The sequence below is a fragment of the Filomicrobium sp. genome, from assembly GCF_025698805.1.
Lineage (GTDB): Bacteria > Pseudomonadota > Alphaproteobacteria > Rhizobiales > Hyphomicrobiaceae > Filomicrobium > Filomicrobium insigne.
Genome location: NZ_JAILWT010000017.1, coordinates 1 through 16966 on the forward strand (window position 1 = coordinate 1; position 16966 = coordinate 16966).

The 16966-nt window shown below is 58.0% G+C and carries 13 protein-coding genes and 1 tRNA gene; all 14 read right to left on the reverse strand.

The genetic code is table 11. The features are described 5' to 3' along the window. A partial coding sequence (locus tag K5845_RS20520) for a GTP-binding protein (protein WP_287958706.1) occupies nt 1-122 on the reverse strand: 122 nt, incomplete at its 3' end. A gap of 137 nt (nt 123-259) precedes the next feature. Then, nucleotides 260-2350, reverse strand: coding sequence for an elongation factor G (gene fusA / locus K5845_RS20525; protein ID WP_090230846.1), 2091 nt, complete (start codon nt 2348-2350; stop codon nt 260-262). Between the two features lie 24 nt (nt 2351-2374). Continuing rightward, complete coding sequence (gene rpsG, locus K5845_RS20530) at nt 2375-2845, reverse strand: 30S ribosomal protein S7 (RefSeq protein WP_090230848.1); 471 nt, start codon at nt 2843-2845, stop codon at nt 2375-2377. Nucleotides 2846-2954: 109 nt separating this feature from the next. Further along, nucleotides 2955-3326 carry a 30S ribosomal protein S12 gene (gene rpsL / locus K5845_RS20535; protein ID WP_090230850.1) on the reverse strand — a complete coding sequence of 124 codons (372 nt, stop codon included), beginning with the start codon at nt 3324-3326 and terminating at the stop codon, nt 2955-2957. Nucleotides 3327-3803: 477 nt separating this feature from the next. Further along, complete coding sequence (rpoC, locus tag K5845_RS20540; protein WP_287959901.1) at nt 3804-8039, reverse strand: DNA-directed RNA polymerase subunit beta'; 4236 nt, start codon at nt 8037-8039, stop codon at nt 3804-3806. A gap of 113 nt (nt 8040-8152) precedes the next feature. Continuing rightward, nucleotides 8153-12325, reverse strand: a complete 4173-nt coding sequence (gene rpoB, locus K5845_RS20545) for a DNA-directed RNA polymerase subunit beta (protein ID WP_090230855.1) — start codon at nt 12323-12325, stop codon at nt 8153-8155. Nucleotides 12326-12584: 259 nt separating this feature from the next. Beyond that, on the reverse strand, nt 12585-12962 hold the full coding sequence (gene rplL, locus K5845_RS20550) for a 50S ribosomal protein L7/L12 (RefSeq protein WP_090230859.1): 378 nt from the start codon (nt 12960-12962) through the stop codon (nt 12585-12587). Nucleotides 12963-13054: 92 nt separating this feature from the next. After that, the gene (gene rplJ / locus K5845_RS20555; RefSeq protein ID WP_090230862.1) at nt 13055-13573 is read right to left on the reverse strand and encodes a 50S ribosomal protein L10; all 519 of its coding nucleotides are present in this window, start codon (nt 13571-13573) and stop codon (nt 13055-13057) included. Between the two features lie 365 nt (nt 13574-13938). Beyond that, nucleotides 13939-14646 (reverse strand): 50S ribosomal protein L1, encoded by a 708-nt coding sequence (gene rplA, locus K5845_RS20560; RefSeq protein ID WP_090230876.1) that lies wholly within the window; start codon nt 14644-14646, stop codon nt 13939-13941. A gap of 43 nt (nt 14647-14689) precedes the next feature. Continuing rightward, nucleotides 14690-15136 (reverse strand): 50S ribosomal protein L11, encoded by a 447-nt coding sequence (rplK, locus tag K5845_RS20565; protein WP_090230865.1) that lies wholly within the window; start codon nt 15134-15136, stop codon nt 14690-14692. Between the two features lie 228 nt (nt 15137-15364). After that, entirely contained in the window at nt 15365-15901 is a 537-nt protein-coding gene (gene nusG / locus K5845_RS20570; protein ID WP_090230868.1) for a transcription termination/antitermination protein NusG, read from the reverse strand. A 77-nt stretch (nt 15902-15978) separates the two neighbouring features. Next, on the reverse strand, nt 15979-16176 hold the full coding sequence (gene secE / locus K5845_RS20575) for a preprotein translocase subunit SecE (protein ID WP_090230870.1): 198 nt from the start codon (nt 16174-16176) through the stop codon (nt 15979-15981). A gap of 131 nt (nt 16177-16307) precedes the next feature. Then, nucleotides 16308-16383: transfer RNA gene (locus tag K5845_RS20580), tRNA-Trp, on the reverse strand. Between the two features lie 126 nt (nt 16384-16509). Beyond that, a complete protein-coding gene (locus K5845_RS20585) occupies nt 16510-16830 on the reverse strand; it encodes a YbjQ family protein (protein WP_090230873.1) in 321 nt (106 codons plus the stop codon). Nucleotides 16831-16966: the final 136 nt, after the last annotated feature.

A 16966-nucleotide genomic window follows, 5' to 3' on the forward strand; every position in this document is an offset into this window, starting at 1 on the left:
CCACCCGTCTCAGCCAATACCTTCGTGATCGCTGCCGTCAGAGACGTCTTTCCGTGGTCAACGTGACCGATCGTGCCGATGTTTACGTGCGGCTTCGTCCGCTCGAATTTCGCCTTGGCCATTGCTCCGGCTCTCCATCTTTAGTTGCTGACCCGCGGGTCTCGTCTCAATTCCAAATTCGTTCCGCCCGACGATCGACTCTTTAAAAGTCTCTCTACAAGGCTAGACTGCGACGGCCATCGGGGCCGCCGCAAATTCCTTAGGCGTACTTCGCCTTAACCTCATCTGCCACGTTCCGCGGCACCTCGGCATAATGTGCAAACTGCATCGAGTACTGCGCACGCCCAGTCGACATCGACCGCAACGTGTTGATGTAACCGAACATGTTCGCCAGCGGCACGAAGGCTTTGATCACCGTTGCGTTGCCGCGCATTTCCTGGCTACGGATCTGGCCACGCCGCGAGTTCACATCGCCGATAATGCCACCGACGAATTCCTGCGGAGACACGATCTCAACGTCCATCACGGGCTCGAGCAGCTTAATGCCACCCTTCTCACAGCCTTCACGCATCGCTGCGCGCGCTGCGATTTCGAACGCAATCGCGGACGAGTCGACTTCGTGGAAAGCACCGTCAAACAGGGTGACCTTCATGTCGACCATTGGGAAGCCGATAAGCATGCCCGTTTCCCAAACCGACTTGACGCCCTTTTCCACGCCAGGAATGTATTCCTTCGGCACCGAGCCACCGACGATCTCGGACGCGAACACGTTGCCGCCACCGATCTCGTTGGGCTCGAGACGCATTTTCACGCGAGCAAATTGGCCGGTACCACCAGTCTGCTTCTTGTGCGTGTAATCAATCTCGCTAGCCCGCGCGAGGCTCTCGCGATAGGCCACCTGCGGCGCGCCCGTGTTCGCATCTACGTGGTGGGTCCGCCGCAGAATGTCGACTTTGATGTCGAGGTGGAGTTCGCCCATACCCTTGAGGATGGTTTCTCCCGACTCCTGATCGACCGACACGCGGAACGAAGGATCCTCAAGCGCCATTTCGTTGAGCGCCAGCGCCATCTTCTCCTGATCAGCCTTGGTTTTTGGCTCGATCTTCATCTCGATGACCGGATCCGGGAACTCCATCTTCTCAAGAATGATGGGCTTCGTAGGATCGCACAGCGTTTCACCGGTCCGCGTATCTTTGAGCCCCTGCAGCGCGATGATGTCGCCGGCGTAGGCATTTTCGATCGCCTTACGGTCCTCTGCGTGCATCATATACATACGCCCGACGCGCTCCTTCTTGTCGCGCGTGCTATTGAGCAAGCTCACGCCCTGCTCGACCTTACCAGAGTAGATGCGGCAGAACGTGATGGAGCCGACGTGCTCGAAGTTTGCGATCTTGAAGGCGAGCATAGCGAGCGGCTCGTCATCCGACGACTTGCGCTCCATCACCGTCTCATCCTTCGGATTAATGCCTTTGATCGCCGGAACATCCAACGGGCTCGGCAGATAGTCGACGACGGCATCGAGTAGCGGCTGCACGCCCTTGTTCTTGAAAGCCGAGCCGCAGACCATCGGATAGAAGGCGCCCGAAATCGTGCCCTTGCGCAGCAGTTTGCGCAGCGTGTCCTCGTCTGGCTCACTACCCTCGAGGTATGCCTCCATCGCCGCGTCGTCCATTTCAACGGCAGCTTCAATCATCGAAGCACGGAATTCCTGCGCGCGTTCAAGAAGCTCAGATGGGATCTCGATTTCCGTGACGGTAGCACCCTTGTCGTCGCCGCCCCAGACATAGCCCTTCATTTTGATGAGATCGACTTCGCCGCGGAAATCACTTTCCGCGCCGATCGGGATTTGAATAGGCACCGGACGCGCGCCAAGCTTCGCCTTAATGTCCTCGACGCACATGTAAAAGTCGGCGCCGGTCTTATCCATCTTGTTGGCGAAGATGATACGCGGAACGTTGTACTTGTCGCCCTGCCGCCAGACTGTTTCGGTCTGAGGCTCCACGCCCTGGTTCGAGTCCAGCACGCACACCGCACCGTCGAGCACACGCAGCGAACGCTCGACCTCAATGGTGAAATCGACGTGGCCTGGAGTGTCGATAATGTTCAGACGCCGCTTCTTACCATCACGCCCGGGCCAGAAGCAGGTCGTCGCGGCCGACTGAATGGTAATTCCGCGTTCGGCTTCCTGATCCATGAAATCCATGGTCGAGGCACCGTCGTGCGTCTCACCAAGCTTGTGCGAGATGCCGGTATAAAAGAGGATCCGCTCAGTCGTCGTCGTCTTTCCAGCATCGATGTGTGCCATGATGCCGAAATTGCGGTAGTCCTCGATTTTATATTCACGAGCCATGGATAGCCTCAGGGTCTCTAGAGTTTACCAGCGATAATGCGAGAAGGCGCGGTTCGCTTCCGCCATCTTGTGCGTGTCTTCGCGCTTCTTCACCGCTGTTCCGCGGTTGTTAGCAGCATCGAGCAACTCGCCCGACAGCCGCTCCACCATCGTATTCTCGTTCCGGTTCCGGGCCGCAGCGATTATCCAACGGATCGCCAGAGCCTGACGACGCTCGTTACGCACTTCGACCGGGACCTGGTACGTCGCACCACCAACGCGGCGCGAACGAACCTCAACAGCCGGCATGACATTCTCAAGGGCCTGATGGAACATCGGCAAAGCTTCCGACTTTGCCTTATCTTCCATACGGTCGAAGGCACCGTAAACGATGGTTTCAGCGACCGACTTTTTGCCCTCGCGCATGACGGCATTCATGAACTTCGTGACAATCAAGTCTCCGAACTTCGGGTCCGGATTGATTTCTCGCTTCTCAGCTCGGTGACGACGCGACATGCGCTACTGCCCTCAGCTTCTTGATCCGATTGCGGGTCACTCTTCGCGACCCTTGACTTCCGGAGCACCGAAGCATCGGAGCTCCACAAACATTACTTCTCGCCGAAACTTACTTCGGACGCTTCGCACCGTACTTCGAACGGCGCTGCTTACGATCCGCAACACCCTGCGTATCGAGCACGCCACGGACGATGTGATAGCGCACACCAGGAAGGTCTTTCACGCGACCACCACGAATGAGCACAACAGAGTGCTCCTGGAGGTTATGACCTTCACCCGGAATGTAACCGATGACTTCGTAGCCGTTCGTCAGTCGGATCTTCGCAACCTTACGCAGAGCGGAGTTCGGCTTCTTCGGCGTCGTCGTGTAGACGCGCGTGCAAACACCACGCTTCTGCGGGCAAGCATCCATATGCCGCGACTTTTCGCGGTAGGTCTTCTGCTCGCGGGGTTTACGTATCAACTGTTGTATTGTCGGCATTCGCCTTGTCCACCGGTCTATGCACGCGCTGGCAGGCGCCAGCGCCAAATCCACCATGTCGGGCCCGGCCGCATTCGCGGGCTCAACACGAAAAAACCAGAGGACCATCAGCTCCGAAAGCTGAGGTCATGGCCCGAAATGTGTTCTGCGTCTTGACGGTAGCGTATAGGCGACAATACGACCGGGCCAACTGCCCGATAACCACCTACTGCCTACCGTTAGAGTGGCGAAGCTATATACACAGGCTTGTTAGTGGTCAACAGTTGCACCGCAAAAAGCCGAAATATTTTTGTCGCATCGTACCGCTATCATCATCCGCCCGCATTTCGGGGGGCGTCTTGGACCGGAACGAGCAGGCAGCAACTCGGTTCCGGCACCATATATTACTCCAATTCCCCGCTTTCCCAAGAATCAAAACCGCCGCGATCCAGGTAACGGACCACGGCGGTATCGATTTCTGGCGATGATTCTCGGCTCTTACTCAGCCGCCTCCTCGCTGGAGCGCCGCCGCCGGCGCCCACCCGTGCCGTCACCGTCGGGTCCGGCGATAGCTTGATCATCCATACGAGCACGCTCCTTGGCGATGAGATCGTCACGCTTGCCGGCAATGCTACGCAGCCGCCGCAGCATCCCGCCCGTACCAGCTGGGATGAGACGGCCGACGATGACGTTCTCCTTGAGCCCTTCCAGCGTATCCGCCTTGCCATTGACGGCAGCGTCGGTAAGCACGCGTGTCGTCTCCTGGAACGAAGCCGCAGAGATGAACGAGCGCGTTTGCAGCGACGCCTTCGTGATGCCCAGAAGAACAGGGATCGCAGTCGCGGGGCGTTGACCAGCCTTTTCCGCCGCGAGGTTCCGCTCGTCGAACTCGATGCGATCGATCTGCTCACCCTTAATCATGTCGGTCTCACCGGTGTCGGTGATTTCGACCTTCTGCAGCATCTGCCGGACAATCACTTCAATGTGCTTGTCGTTAATGGTCACGCCCTGCAGCCGGTAAACGTCCTGGATCTCGTTAATGAGATAGTTCGCCAGTTCCTCGACGCCCTTAATCGCCAGGATGTCGTGCGGTGCCGGGTGGCCATCGTAGATGTAATCACCGCGTTCGATATGATCACCGTGCTGGACGGTCAGGTTCTTGCCACGTGGAATGAGATATTCCACTGCCTCTTGTGGCTCGTCGCTTGAACCATCGTCGTGCGGACGGATCGCGATACGCTGCTTGTTCTTATAGTCCTTACCGAACTCAACGACTCCGGAGATTTCAGCGATGATCGCGTGATCCTTAGGACGCCGTGCTTCGAACAATTCAGCGACTCGCGGCAGACCGCCGGTGATGTCACCCGACTTAGCCGACGCCAGCGGGCTACGTGCCAGCACGTCACCAGCCTTGACCTCGGTGTTCCCATCCACTGACAAAATGGCATCGACCGACAGCAGATAACGCGCATCGCCACCACGCGCCACTTTGATCGGATTACCGTCCTTGTCCTTAATGACAATCGCGGGCTTGAGCTCCGCCCCACGCGGCGAAGCGCGCCAATCGATAACGACGCGGTTGGTCGTACCCTTCACCTCGTCGGTTTGCTCACGCACTGAGGCGCCTTCCACAAGGTCCTCAAACGAAACGATGCCATCAACTTCGGTCAGGATCGGACGAGTGTATGGATCCCATTGTGCGAGCCGTGTACCGCGTTTGACGGTATCCCCTTCGTCAACGTGCAATCGAGCGCCGTAAGGAATCTTGTGCGTCGCAAGCTCTTTACCCGATTGATCGCTGATGACCACAGCCATCGTCCGGCCCATGGCGACTAAACGGCCCTGGCTGTCTTTGACCATGGCACGGTTGCGGATCGACACTGTGCCGTTGAAGCTCGACTCGATGAACGACGTATCAACCACCTGCGCCGTACCGCCGATGTGGAACGTACGCATAGTAAGCTGGGTACCGGGCTCACCGATCGACTGGGCCGCGATAACACCCACGGCCTCACCAATATTGACCGGCGTACCACGGGCCAAGTCACGGCCGTAGCATTTGCCACAAACGCCGGTAATCGTCTCACAGGTCAGCACCGAGCGGATGCGCAGTTCCTGCACCTCTGCCGCGGCGAGAGCCTCGACATGTCGTTCCTCGATCATCTCACCGGTCTTGATGATCACCTCGCCGGAAGAAGGATCAATGACGTCTTCCGCTGCCGTACGGCCGAGCGCACGCTGTCCCAGGGACACGATAACCTGACCGGCATCGACGACCGCCTGAATCTTGATGCCTGCATCCGTTCCGCAATCCGGCTCGGAGATAATCGCATCCTGCGCAACGTCAACGAGACGACGGGTCAGATAACCCGAGTTCGCCGTCTTCAACGCCGTATCCGCAAGACCCTTCCGGGCACCGTGGGTCGAGTTGAAGTACTCAAGAACCGACAAACCTTCTTTAAAGTTAGCCTTAATCGGCGTCTCGATGATCTCACCCGACGGCTTGGTCATAAGACCGCGCATCGCAGCAAGCTGACGCATCTGGGTCGGCGAACCACGCGCACCCGAGTGGCTCATCATGTAGATCGAGTTGATCGGCTTATCGCGTCCGTCAGGAAGCTTCTCGGTCGCCGAGATGCGATCCATCATTTCCTTGGCGACCCGGTCCGTACACTTCGACCATGCGTCGACCACCTTGTTGTACTTCTCAAGCTGGGTGATCAGACCGTCGTTGTACTGCTGTTCGAATTCGCGAACCAGTTCCTCGGTCTCGGCCATGATGCCCGACTTGCTCGACGGGATCTGCATGTCGTCCTTGCCGAAGGAAATACCGGCCTTGAACGCATGATTGAAGCCAAGGCTCATGATCCGGTCGCAGAAGATCACCGTCTCCTTCTGACCGCAGTTGCGGTAGACGGCATCGATCATCTTCGAGATAGCTTTCTTCGTCAGAAGCTGGTTCACCAGATCGAATTTTACCGTCGCATTGCGTGGCAGCAATTCACCGAGGATCATGCGGCCCGGCGTCGTGTCATAGACCTCGCGCACCGGATTCCCTTCGGCATCAACCGTCTCAAAGCGCCCCTTGATCTTGGCGTGCAATGCCACGGCACCAGACTCGAGAGCGTGGTGCACCTCGTTGACCGAACCGAACATCATGCCTTCACCCGGCTCTTTGTCCGAGATCAGAGACAGGTAGTACAGACCAAGCACGATATCCTGCGACGGCACGATAATTGGCTGCCCGTTGGCCGGATGCAGAATGTTGTTGGTCGACATCATCAGCACGCGTGCTTCAAGCTGGGCTTCCAGTGACAGCGGTACGTGGACAGCCATCTGGTCGCCGTCGAAGTCGGCGTTGAACGCCGCGCAAACCAACGGATGCAGCTGAATAGCCTTACCTTCAATCAGCGTCGGCTCGAACGCCTGAATGCCAAGTCTGTGCAGCGTCGGAGCACGGTTGAGCATCACCGGATGCTCACGGATAACCTCATCGAGGACGTCCCAGACCTCCGGCTTTTCCTTCTCAACAAGCTTCTTGGCCTGCTTAACGGTAGCCGCCTGCCCCAGCGCCTGTAGCCTCGCATAGATGAACGGCTTGAAGAGCTCAAGCGCCATCTTCTTCGGCAGACCGCACTGATGCAGTTTCAATTCAGGACCAACCACGATCACTGAACGGCCAGAGTAGTCGACACGCTTACCGAGCAGGTTCTGACGGAAGCGGCCCTGCTTACCCTTGAGCATATCCGCGAGCGACTTCAACGGACGCTTATTCGCACCCGTGATAACACGGCCGCGGCGGCCGTTATCGAACAGCGCGTCGACTGACTCCTGCAGCATGCGCTTTTCGTTACGGATGATGATATCCGGCGCACGCAGCTCCATGAGCCGCTTCAGACGGTTGTTACGGTTGATGACACGGCGATAGAGGTCGTTGAGGTCAGACGTCGCAAAACGTCCACCATCGAGCGGCACCAGCGGACGCAGCTCGGGCGGGATCACCGGAACGACCGTGAGGATCATCCATTCCGGACGATTACCGGATTCGATAAAGGCCTCGATGACCTTAAGCCGCTTACCAAGCTTCTTAGGCTTCAGTTCCGTCGTGGCTTCAGCGATTTCCTGGCGCAGGTCGTCGCGGATCTTCGGCAGATCCATAGCTGACAGAATCTCGCGGATCGCCTCAGCGCCGATACCGGCCGTGAAGCTGTCCGCGCCATACTCCTCGATCGCCTCGTTGTACTGGTCTTCGGTAAGAAGCTGCTTTTCCTTGAACGGGGTGATGCCCGGCTCAATGACAACGTAGTTCTCGAAATAAAGAACCCGCTCCAGATCCTTGAGTGCCATATCAAGCAGCAAACCGATACGGCTCGGCAATGACTTGAGGAACCAGATGTGCGCAACCGGGGCCGCCAATTCGATGTGGCCCATACGTTCACGACGGACCTTTGCAAGCGTCACCTCGACGCCGCACTTTTCGCAGATCAGGCCCTTGTACTTCATCCGCTTGTACTTGCCGCACAAGCACTCGTAGTCCTTGATTGGACCGAAAATGCGCGCGCAGAACAAACCGTCACGCTCCGGCTTGAACGTACGGTAGTTGATCGTCTCCGGCTTTTTGATCTCACCGAACGACCAAGACAGGATGTCGTCAGGGCTCGCGATCGAGATCTTGATCTGATCGAACGTCGGCAACGGCGTCTGAGTCTTGAAGATGTTTGTGATCTCGTTCATCAGCAGTCTCCTCGACGGGACCTGCGGGGGCGGCGGTCCCTGAAATTCTTAAAGTGCCAGGCAGGTGACGCCTCCCCACTCCGATGAGCGGGGAGGCAGAATGCTCAAGCCTGTTATTCGGCTGCGGCCGGTGGCAGTTGCGGCCGCGGCGTGCCTTCTTCCGTTTCGTCGTCAACGGCAAGCCGTTCTGAATTCAAGAGCTCGACGTTGAGGCCCAGGGCCCGCATTTCCTTCACGAGCACGTTGAAGCTCTCCGGCACGCCAGCCTCGAATGCGTCGTCACCGCGGACGATCGCCTCGTAGACCTTAGTACGGCCGGCGACGTCGTCCGACTTGACCGTAAGCATTTCCTGCAGCGTGTACGCGGCGCCGTAAGCTTCCAGAGCCCAGACCTCCATTTCACCGAAGCGCTGACCACCGAACTGGGCCTTACCACCCAGCGGCTGCTGCGTAACGAGTGAGTAGGGTCCGATGGACCGGGCGTGGATCTTATCGTCGACAAGGTGATGCAGCTTCAGGATGTACTTGTAGCCAACCGTAACCTTACGATCGAATGGCTCACCGGTACGTCCATCATACAGCGTGACCTGGCCCGAAGTATCGAACCCGGCGGCCTTCAGCATCTCGACAATGTCCGGCTCGCGCGCACCGTCGAAGACCGGCGTTGCAATCGGCACACCCGTCTTGAGCTGCTCAGCCAGCACGACCTTGTCATCATTGGTCGGCACCACTTCATCGACATGGTCCTTGCCGTAGACGGTAGCAAGCTGCGACTCGAGCGCCTTCATCTCACCGGACGCACGGAACTCCTCCAGCGCCTGATCTATGGCGCGGCCGAGACCGCGGCACGCCCAGCCAAGGTGAGTCTCCAGGATCTGCCCCACGTTCATGCGCGAAGGCACGCCAAGCGGATTGAGCACGACGTCGACTGGAGTACCATCCTCCAGGAACGGCATATCTTCCTTGGGCACGATCTGCGACACGACACCCTTGTTGCCGTGACGTCCGGCCATCTTGTCGCCGGGCTGGATCTTGCGCTTCACGGCGACGAAGACTTTGACCATCTTCATCACGCCCGGAGGCAATTCGTCACCACGCTGAAGCTTGTCGACCTTATCGACGAAGCGGCGCTCAAGGCTCTTCTTCGCGTCTTCGTACTGCTTCTGGATCGCCTCGACCTCAGCCTGCGCCTTTTCATCGGCCAGACCGATTTCCCACCACTGGCTGCGAGGAATCTCGTCCAGGATAGTATCGTCGATAATTGTACCCTTACGGGCACCCTTCGGTCCCTTGGCGACCTCTTTACCGAGGAGCGACTCCTTCAACCGCGCATAGACGTTGCGATCAAGAATCTGCAATTCGTCATCACGGTCCTTCGCGAGCCGCTCGATTTCCTCGCGCTCGATCGCCATCGCACGCTCGTCTTTATCGACGCCGTGACGGTTGAACACGCGAACTTCAACGATCGTACCGACGACACCCGGTGGCAGGCGCAACGACGTGTCACGCACGTCCGAAGCCTTTTCACCGAAGATGGCGCGCAGAAGCTTTTCTTCCGGCGTCATCGGGCTCTCACCCTTCGGCGTAATCTTGCCGACCAGAATGTCGCCTGGATGCACTTCCGCACCGATGTAAACGATGCCGGCTTCGTCGAGGTTCTTCAGAGCTTCTTCCGAAACGTTCGGAATATCACGCGTGATTTCCTCCGGCCCGAGCTTCGTGTCTCGCGCCATCACCTCAAATTCCTCGATGTGAATCGAGGTGAACACGTCGTCGGAAACGACGCGCTCGGACATGAGGATGGAGTCCTCGAAGTTGTAGCCCATCCACGGCATGAACGCGACGAGCACGTTCTTACCCAGAGCCAGATCACCGAGATCCGTCGACGGACCATCCGCTAGGATTTCACCCTCGCGGACGTAGTCGCCAACGTTGACCAGCGGACGCTGGTTGATACAGGTGTTCTGGTTCGAACGTTGGAACTTGCGCAAACGATAGATGTCGACGCCAGGCTTGGAAGGATCAGCTTCCTCCGTAGCACGGATAACGATACGAGTTGCATCAACCTGATCCACAATGCCGGTCCGCCGGGCTGCAATCGCAGCACCAGAGTCACGCGCAACGACCTCTTCCATGCCCGTTCCGACCAGAGGCGCTTCCGCCTTGATCAACGGCACCGCCTGACGCTGCATGTTCGAGCCCATCAGAGCGCGGTTAGCGTCGTCATTTTCAAGGAACGGAATAAGAGCGGCCGCAACCGACACAAGCTGCTTCGGCGAAACGTCGATGTAGTCCACGAGATCACGCGGCACCAATATGACGTCGCCCTGATAACGACAGTTGATCAGGTCGCCTGTTAGGTTGCCACCCTCGTCGATGTCGGCGTTCGCCTGCGCAACGTGATGGCGCATCTCCTCCATCGCCGACAGGTAGACAACCTCATCCGTCACCTTACCGTCGATGACACGGCGATAGGGGCTCTCGATGAAGCCATACTTGTTGACCCGCGCAAATGTCGCCAGCGAGTTGATGAGGCCGATGTTCGGACCTTCCGGCGTTTCAATCGGACAGATGCGACCGTAGTGCGTTGGATGCACGTCACGCACCTCGAAGCCGGCACGCTCGCGCGTCAGACCACCTGGCCCCAGCGCCGATAGACGACGCTTGTGCGTGATCTCGGACAATGGGTTGGTCTGATCCATGAACTGCGAGAGCTGCGAGGAACCGAAGAACTCCCGCACCGCCGCCGCTGCCGGCTTAGCGTTGATCAGATCCTGCGGCATCACCGTGTCGATATCGACCGATGACATGCGCTCCTTGATCGCGCGCTCCATGCGCAGGAGGCCGAGCCGGTATTGATTTTCCATCAACTCGCCGACCGAGCGCACGCGCCGGTTGCCAAGGTGATCGATATCATCAATATCGCCACGTCCGTCGCGCAGGCCGACAAGTGTCCGGATCACGCCGAGGATGTCGTCGCCACGCAGAACACGAACCGTATCCTCCGCCGGCTCGAAACCTTCCAACTCGGTAAGACGCATGTTCATCTTCACGCGACCGACCGCAGAAAGGTCATAACGCTCAGGGTCAAAGAACAAGCCGTGGAACAGGTTTGTCGCCGCTTCAATCGTCGGCGGCTCACCGGGCCGCATGACCCGGTAGATGTCCATCAACGCCTCGTCCTGGTTGGCGTTCTTGTCAACATTGAGCGTGTTACGAATGAAGGCTCCGACGTTGACATGGTCAATGTCGAGAATCGGGAATTCCCTGACCTTCTCATCTTTCAGCTCAGCCAGAAGCTTAGCGTCGAGCTCCGAACCTGCTTCCGCATAAATCTCACCCGTCTCAAGATTGACGATATCCTGAGCGAGGTACCTGCCCGACAGATCTTCTGAACTGACGAGCAGCTCATTAAGACCGTTTTCCGCAAGCTGTCGTGCCGTCCGTGCCGTGACCTTCTCGCCGGCATTGACAACGACCTTACCCGTCTTCGCGTCCAACAGGTCAGAGACCGGCGTAACGCCGCGCCACTTCTCGGCCACGAACGGCATCTTCCAGCCGCGCTTGCTTTCCTTGATGTGGATCTGATCGTAAAACGTCGCCAGGATCTCTTCGTCGTTAAGACCGAGCGCATAAAGTAACGTCGTCACTGGCAGCTTACGGCGCCGGTCAATACGAACGTAGACAATATCCTTGGCATCGAATTCGAAATCGAGCCACGAACCACGATAAGGGATGATACGCGCCGCAAACAGCAGCTTGCCGCTCACGTGCGTACGGCCGCGGTCGTGATCGAAGAAAACACCAGGGCTACGGTGCATCTGTGAAACGATAACACGCTCTGTACCGTTGATGACGAACGTACCGTTCTGCGTCATCAGAGGCATGTCGCCCATGTAGACGTCCTGCTCTTTGACGTCCTTGATCGACTTTGAGCCCGTCTCTTCGTTGATATCAAACACGATGAGGCGCAGTTTCACCTTCAGCGGCGCGGAATAGGTCATATCGCGCTGCATGCACTCATCGACGTCGTACTTCGGGGGCTCAAATTCATAACGGACAAACTCAAGCGTCGACTTGCCCGCGAAATCCGAAATCGGAAACACCGACTTGAAAACCGCTTGCAAACCCTGATCGTCCGGGCGGCCACCTTCCGGCTCACGAACCATCAGAAAGTCGTCGTATGAGCTCTTCTGGACCTCGATGAGGTTCGGCATCTGGGCAACTTCCCGGATGTGGCCAAACTTCTTCCGGAGGCGCTTGCGACCGTTGAATGCCTCAGCCATAATCGCTCCTCTTCGTTTCGCGGGGACTGGGACTCCCGCGTCTTGCGCTACGGCAACAAACGCCCCCACGCACGGGACTGCTGCCATGATCTGACCGGCTGTAAACGAGCCGGGAATTTCCAAACCGCACACCTTTCGGCGCACCGTCACCAAAAGCCTTAAAACGGCTCACCGGGACGCCTCTTCGTTAGGCGCTCCGGAGAACCGTCTTGGGCGGACATCCCCTCCCGCCAAGCGGAAGGGGATGCACCAAGCCGTCTTACTTGAGCTCGACCTTGGCACCTGCCTCTTCGAGCTTCTTCTTGATGGCCTCAGCCTCGTCCTTCGGAGCGGCTTCCTTCACGGTCTTACCACCCGCCTCGACGAGATCCTTAGCTTCCTTCAGGCCGAGCCCGGTGATGGCGCGAACCTCTTTAATGACGTTGATCTTCTTGTCGCCTGCGTCGACCAGAACGATGTCGAACTCGGTCTTCTCTTCAGCAGCTTCAGCAGCAGCGCCGCCAGCAGGAGCAGCTGCGACAGCAACTGCAGCAGCCGCTGAAACGCCCCATTTTTCTTCCAACATCTTGGCAAGTTCAGCCGCCTCAAGGACGGTCAGCGACGACAGGTCTTCGACGATCTTGGACAGATCAGCCATTTTCGTTTTCCTTCCGGTTCAAATCTAAATTTGGTTTGCATGCGCAGTTCCGGAGAACTGCTGTCTTCGTTGCGTTACAGGCGCTTGCCCTCTTAGGCAGCCTCACCGGCGCTGGCCTTCGCCTGGATAACCCGTGCGAGCGTCGCACCCGGCTCCTTAACCGTCCGGGCGATCTTCGTCGCCGGAGCGTTAAGCAGGCCGATAAGCTTGGCTCTGAGCTCATCCAAGGAGGGCAACTCGGCGAGTGCCTTGACCGCGTTCGCGTCTAGGACCGTTTCCCCCATTGCGCCGCCGAGGATCACGAGCTTTTCGTTTTCCTTAGCGTAGCCGACAGCGACCTTGGCAGCGGCGATCGGATCCTGCGAATAAGCAATGCAGGTCGGTCCCGTGAAAAGGTCGGCGATGCCGGAAGCTGGAGTGTCCTGGAGCGCGAGCTTGGCCAACCGGTTCTTAGCCACCTTGACCTTACCGCCGGCCGCTTTAACGCGGGAGCGGTAGTCGGTCATCTGAGCGACTGTCAAACCGGAATAGTGGGCAACCACCACCACGCCCGTCTCGTTAAAGACGTCGTGAAGCGTTGCAACGAGCTCACTCTTCGCGGCTCTATCCACTGCTCTCTCCTAGTCTGCGAGCCCCAAATTAGGGTCTCGCGGGTTGCAAGGTGCCGCCTCCTCGCCGATTTTCGGCTAATAGGCAGCGCTTGTACCTGTCCTCCCGAGCCAAGCGGCACGGGGTGCGACCGAGAAGATTTGAACCGGACTCTTGGCACACTGTGATGTGCGCCTCGAAATCCGACATCTCCCATCTCATGCAGGCCCGAAGGGCTTAAGGCGGCCCTCGAAAATGAGGAAAATCCGCCACCTGCAGTCTCGGACAGGTCCACTCCTGACCCTCGGTCTTGAAAGGTCTGGGAGTGGGATCTTCCGGGCTCATCACCCGGAATTCCGTTTCATCTGCGCGCCGAAGCGCGAGGGCCTTAAGCCGGTGTCGCCGCCGGCATAACCGTGCCGACATCAACCTTGACGCCTGGCCCCATCGTCGAGCTGATCGAAACCTTCTTCACATAGGTGCCCTTGGCACCCGTTGGCTTCGCCTTGACCACGGCATCGACGAAGGCGCGGATGTTTTCCACCAACGCATCGGTGCCGAAGCTGGCCTTACCCACGCCACCGTGAATGATGCCGGCCTTCTCAACCCGGAACTCAACGGCGCCGCCCTTGGCGCCGCTAACCGCCGCAGCAACGTCCATCGTCACCGTTCCAACGCGCGGGTTCGGCATCAGGCCACGCGGACCGAGCACCTTACCCAGGCGACCAACGAGCCCCATCATGTCCGGGGTCGCGATGCACCGGTCAAAATTGATGTTACCCTTCTGAACCTCTTCGACGAGCTCCTCGGCACCGACAACATCGGCACCGGCAGCCTTTGCCTCGTCCGCCTTTGCGCCGCGCGCAAACACCGCAACACGCGCCGTACGGCCGGAACCGTTCGGCAGCATGCAAACGCCGCGCACCATCTGATCAGCGTGCTTGGGGTCAACGCCAAGGTTCATCGAGATCTCAACCGTCTCGTCAAATTTGGCCTTCGCACGTTCCTTGATCAGGTTAACCGCGCTGTCGATATCATAGGCCTTGTCGCGATCGATGCCGTCCCACACGGAGAGCATGCGTTTGCCACCTGCGATCCGGGTCGCCTTGACTTGCTCTGGAGCAACTTTTGTCATTGTCTTACTCCACCACCCTGATGCCCATGGAACGCGCAGAGCCCGCGATGGAGCGGGCCGCCTGCTCAATGTCGTCCGTGTTAAGATCTGCAAGCTTGGTCTTCGCGATCTCGCGAACCTGATCCATCGTCACCTGACCAACGGTTCCGCGGCCGGGTTCCTTGGAACCTGCGCCGGGCTTGCCGGTGGTTTTGAGGCCCGCAGCCTTCTTGAGGAAGAAGGTTGCCGGAGGCGTTTTCATTATGAAGGTAAACGAGCGGTCGGAGTAGACCGTAATCTTCACCGGAATCGGTGTATCCGGTTCGATATCTTTCGTTTTGGCGTTGAACGCCTTGCAGAATTCCATGATGTTAACACCACGCTGACCGAGCGCAGGCCCGATCGGCGGTGATGGATTGGCTTTACCTGCAGGCACCTGCAGGTTGATGTAGCCGTCTATCTTCTTGGCCATAGTATCCCCTGAACAGAACGGGAAGCGTGACACTCCCCAGGGTTAGCGGTCCACGGATCTTTGCCGGACAACCGGCGCGGACCCTCCCGCACGTAAAGGCCGCCGCATTAGCACGAACGAACCTTGGTCTCACCGCGAGCACGCATGCTCTTGGTAATCTCTTTATCTCCTAGTCCTGATCTCCCTTGGGAACAGCGCCCATGAACTAGCGTGGATCATGCGCGCGCATCAGCCCGCCACTTTTTCAACCTGCCCAAACTCGAGTTCGACAGGTGTCGGCCGGCCGAAAATCGAAACTGCCACCTTGAGCCGCGCCCGCTCCTCGTCCACTTCCTCGACGTGGCCTTGGAACGACGCGAAAGGACCATCGGAAACCTTGACGGATTCACCAACCTCGAACGTGATGGTCGGCTTCGGCCGCTCAATCCCGTCCTTGACCTGATTCAGAATCCGCATCGCCTCGTCTTCAGAGATCGCCATCGGCTTGCTATCAGCGCCGAGGAATCCTGTCACTTTAGGCGTATTCTTGATCAGCACGAACGCCGGATCGGTCATCTCCATCTTCACAAGCACATAGCCGGGCAGGAACTTGCGCTCTGTCTGCACCTTCCGGCCGCGCTTAACTTCGATAACCTCTTCCGTCGGAACGAGCACTTCTTCAAACACATCTTCGAGCCCGGCGGCTTTCGCGCGCTCTTTGATGGCGTCCGCCACCTTGCGTTCGAAGTTTGTGTAGGCATGCACGATGTACCAGCGCTTGGCCATTGTTCGGTCTCTATTCGCTTTGATTAATTGCGGGATCCACTTTCCGATTCCGCAGACAACACGTCGCGATATCGCCGCTAGCGACCCAGTCGCAGTACGAAATTGACCGCCCATCCCATGATTTGGTCAACAACCATGAAGAAGATGGCGGCCATGAAAACCATGATTAATACCATGATAGTCGTGATCCAGACCTCTTTCCAGGTCGGCCAAGTAACCTTGGACGTCTCTTGACGCACTTCTTGAATAAATTGAAACGGATTGAAGCTTGCCATCTCGAGCCAAGTTTATGAGAGCGCACAATGCGCCGGATGTGCAGATCGACTGATCTACCACATCACAGCAATAGTAACAGACCCGCTGCCCTCGTTCGCAGGGTCTGCTCTCCACTCTTCCGACAGTCTGTTGGCAGGGGCGGAGGGTCTCGAACCCCCAACCTTCGGTTTTGGAGACCGACGCTCTACCAATTGAGCTACACCCCTAGAGCGCTCGGCGAGCGCATGACCTCGACAAATCCGGAAAGCTGGGACCGTGTCCAATAACCGAGTTTCGGACACTTGTCACGCACCTATTGGATTTTCCGCTTGATTGCGACAATTATGCCACAATCACTCTGGCTCAACAACCACCGCCGTACCGTACGCGAGCACTTCCGTGACCGCTGCGGCCATCTCGTTGGCATCGTAGCGCATGGCCAGAATAGCGTTTGCCCCACGGCTTTCCGCCTGCGCCACTAGCAAATCAAACGCGTCTTGCCGCGCTCTCTCCGCTAACGTCGTATAAACCGTAATGTTACCACCAAACAAGATCTGGATCGAAGCGCCGATATTTCCCGCCAAACTACGCGACCGGACGGAAAGCCCACGAACGACCCCGATGACCTGCACCACGCGGTAACCGGGGATATCGTTACTCGTTACAACAAGCACCCGATCCCCCACAGTCTGCTACGATCCAAACCCGGCCCACTGGCCCCATTTTGGCGGCCTGTTAAGGGGCCACCAAAACGGATGCGATCATTATTCGACGATCGCGGCAACAACACCCGCGCCGACCGTACGGCCG